This is a genomic window from Streptococcus sp. HMSC36C04, assembly GCF_001839535.1.
GTDB lineage: Bacteria > Bacillota > Bacilli > Lactobacillales > Streptococcaceae > Streptococcus > Streptococcus hominis.
This window is the reverse complement of the sequence record NZ_KV841603.1, coordinates 1-226: the sequence shown is the minus strand read 5'-3', so window position 1 is coordinate 226 and position 226 is coordinate 1. Positions and strand designations below refer to the sequence as shown.

The following is a 226-nucleotide window of genomic DNA, read 5'->3' as shown; positions in this document are numbered from 1 at the left end:
GTCGCGAGTTCGATTCTCGTCACCCGCTTTGAACAGAGATGTTCAACCATACCAAGTTTTTGGACTTGGGCGCGTAGCTCAGGTGGTTAGAGCGCACGCCTGATAAGCGTGAGGTCGGTGGTTCGAGTCCACTCGTGCCCATTTTAAGATATGGTCCGTTGGTCAAGGGGTTAAGACACCGCCTTTTCACGGCGGTAACACGGGTTCGAATCCCGTACGGACTATA

2 tRNA genes are annotated in these 226 nt (G+C 53.1%); both read left to right on the top strand.

The features are described 5' to 3' along the window. The first annotated feature begins 67 nt into the window (after window positions 1-67). A tRNA-Ile gene (locus tag HMPREF3249_RS07050) sits at window positions 68-141 on the top strand. Between the two features lie 11 nt (window positions 142-152). After that, window positions 153-224, top strand: a tRNA-Glu gene (locus tag HMPREF3249_RS07045). Window positions 225-226: the final 2 nt, after the last annotated feature.